This window comes from Allorhizocola rhizosphaerae, assembly GCF_003426775.1.
Classification (GTDB): domain Bacteria; phylum Actinomycetota; class Actinomycetes; order Mycobacteriales; family Micromonosporaceae; genus Allorhizocola; species Allorhizocola rhizosphaerae.
This window is the reverse complement of sequence record NZ_QJUG01000457.1, coordinates 1-1,905: the sequence shown is the minus strand read 5'-3', so window position 1 is coordinate 1,905 and position 1,905 is coordinate 1. Positions and strand designations below refer to the sequence as shown.

Below are 1,905 nucleotides of genomic sequence, written 5' to 3'. Positions count from 1 at the left end.
CGGCCAGCTGCCTGGTCGCTGCCGGCTTGCCCACCGACGTCTTCACGTACCGCTGGAACACCGGAAAGACCAGCACCGTCACGTACACCGTCACCACCGTCGTCCGTTTGGCGAACGGCACCACGAACGTGACGTCCACCGGGCCGATCACGGCCGGGGTCTTCCAGGGGAAGACCGCCGTCCGGGAAGTCATCCTGCCTGCGCTCAGCATCACCCAGTGCCTGAGCCCGCCCGGACTGACCCGGCAGACCGGCATCGCCACACTGACCTTCCTGCTGTGACGCTCCCTGCGGCATCGCGGCCGTCTTCGGGTCGTCCGGACTGACTCCAGCGGTCCGTCCGGACGACCCGCCACCGCATGCCCACCCGTGCCTGGCCTTGCAGGGAACCGCCTAAAGCACCTGTTCGAACGTGAGCTCGCTGGCCAGGACCGCCGCGCCGGCGACACCCGCGCGGGAGTCGAGCTCGGACAGCACGATCGGTAGGTTGCCGGTGGCCAGTGGGAGCGACCGTCTATAGACGACACTGCGGATCTCGGCCAGCAAGATGTGGCCCAGCTGGGCCAGGCCACCGCCGATCACGATCATCGACGGGTTGGCGAAGGACACGAGGCTCGCGAGCACACTGCCGAGCCGACGGCCACCCTCACGGATCAGTTGGATGCTGGCCACGTCTCCTTCCGCCGCGCGCACGGCGACATCGTGTGCGGTGAGCGTGCCGGCGGCCGTCAGTTGCTCGGCGAGTGCGGGCGAGGCTCCCGACTGTGCGGCCTCAAGGGCTTGGGCGGCAAGCGCCGCCCCGCCGAACACGGCCTCCAGACAGCCGATGTTGCCGCACGAGCACACCGGACCGCTCGGGTCCACCTGGATATGCCCGATATCCCCGGCACACCCGTCACTACCGCGGTAAACCCGGCCACCCAGATGGATCCCACAGCCGACCCCGGTGCCGATTTTGACGAACAGGAAATCGTCCACCGAATGGGCCACACCACCGTGGCGCTCGCCAATCGCCATGATGTTCACGTCGTTGTCGACCACGGCCGGGCAACCGTGTTCGCGGGACAGTAGTTCACGCACGGGAAAGCGGTCCCAGCCCGGCATGATCGGCGGCGACACGGGCACGCCATCACGGAAGCTCACCGGGCCGGGCACGCCTATGCCGATGGCGTCGAGCCGCCCGCCGCCCTTCTGGAGGAGCTCGTTGACGCGCTGCAGGATCGGCCTGGGCCCGGTGCGGATATCGGCCGGCTCACTGAACGCGGCCACCGGCTCCATGCGGGCGTCCACGATCTCCACGTCGATCGACGTCGCGCCCAAGTCGACCCCCGCGAAACGCAGGCGCGGGTTCAGCTCGACCAAAGTGGACCGTCGGCCACCCCGCGACACCGCCGGACCCGCCTCCACGAGCAGCTCGACGGCGGCCAGCCGGTCGATCTCCGCCAGCAGCCGGGTGCGCGCCGTTTCCAGGCGGTCACCCAGCTCGGCCCGCGACAACGGACCCTCGTCGCGCAGCAGGCGCAGCAGGCGCACCTGCAACGGATCCGGTAACCGGCGGCTCAGCCCCATGTCGCGCAGGCTACCGCAAGACACCGTGTCCTATCGTTTCGCACATGACAGCGGGGCTGGACCATGCGCGCATTGACGACATCGCGGCGGAGTTCGACACCGATCTGGTGGCACTGCGGCATGACATCCACCGGTGGCCCGAGCTGGCCGGCGCGGAGAGCCGGACCGCCGCGCTGGTCGCCGAGCGCCTGCGGGCGGCGGGAGTGGCCGTGTCGACCGGTGTCGGCGGGCACGGGGTGGTCGCCGTGATCGAGGGCACGGGCGATGGCCGGGCAGACGCTAGCGGAGGCCAAGCGGCCTCGCGGCCGCAGCGGCGGGCGGGAGGCCGAGGCGAGAC

The 1,905-nt window shown here is 70.2% G+C and carries 2 protein-coding genes and 1 pseudogene; 2 read left to right on the top strand and 1 reads right to left on the bottom strand.

Annotated features, from left to right (window positions below; all coding sequences use genetic code 11):
• On the top strand, positions 1-281 hold a 281-nt coding region (locus DM816_RS41740; protein WP_211589090.1), incomplete at its 5' end, for a hypothetical protein.
• A 111-nt stretch (positions 282-392) separates the two neighbouring features.
• Here DM816_RS41740 and DM816_RS41735 read toward each other — a convergent pair.
• A complete protein-coding gene (locus DM816_RS41735; RefSeq protein ID WP_117215923.1) occupies positions 393-1,568 on the bottom strand; it encodes an ROK family protein in 1,176 nt (391 codons plus the stop codon).
• 44 nt (positions 1,569-1,612) lie between these two features.
• Between DM816_RS41735 and DM816_RS41730 the strand changes: the two are divergent.
• Positions 1,613-1,905: pseudogene (locus DM816_RS41730) on the top strand (amidohydrolase); the annotation flags it as partial.

Coding starts and splice junctions, on each gene's coding strand:
- DM816_RS41735 (WP_117215923.1), bottom strand. CDS start 1,568: ATGGGGCTGAGCCGCCGGTTACCGGATCCGTTGCAGGTGCGCCTGCTG.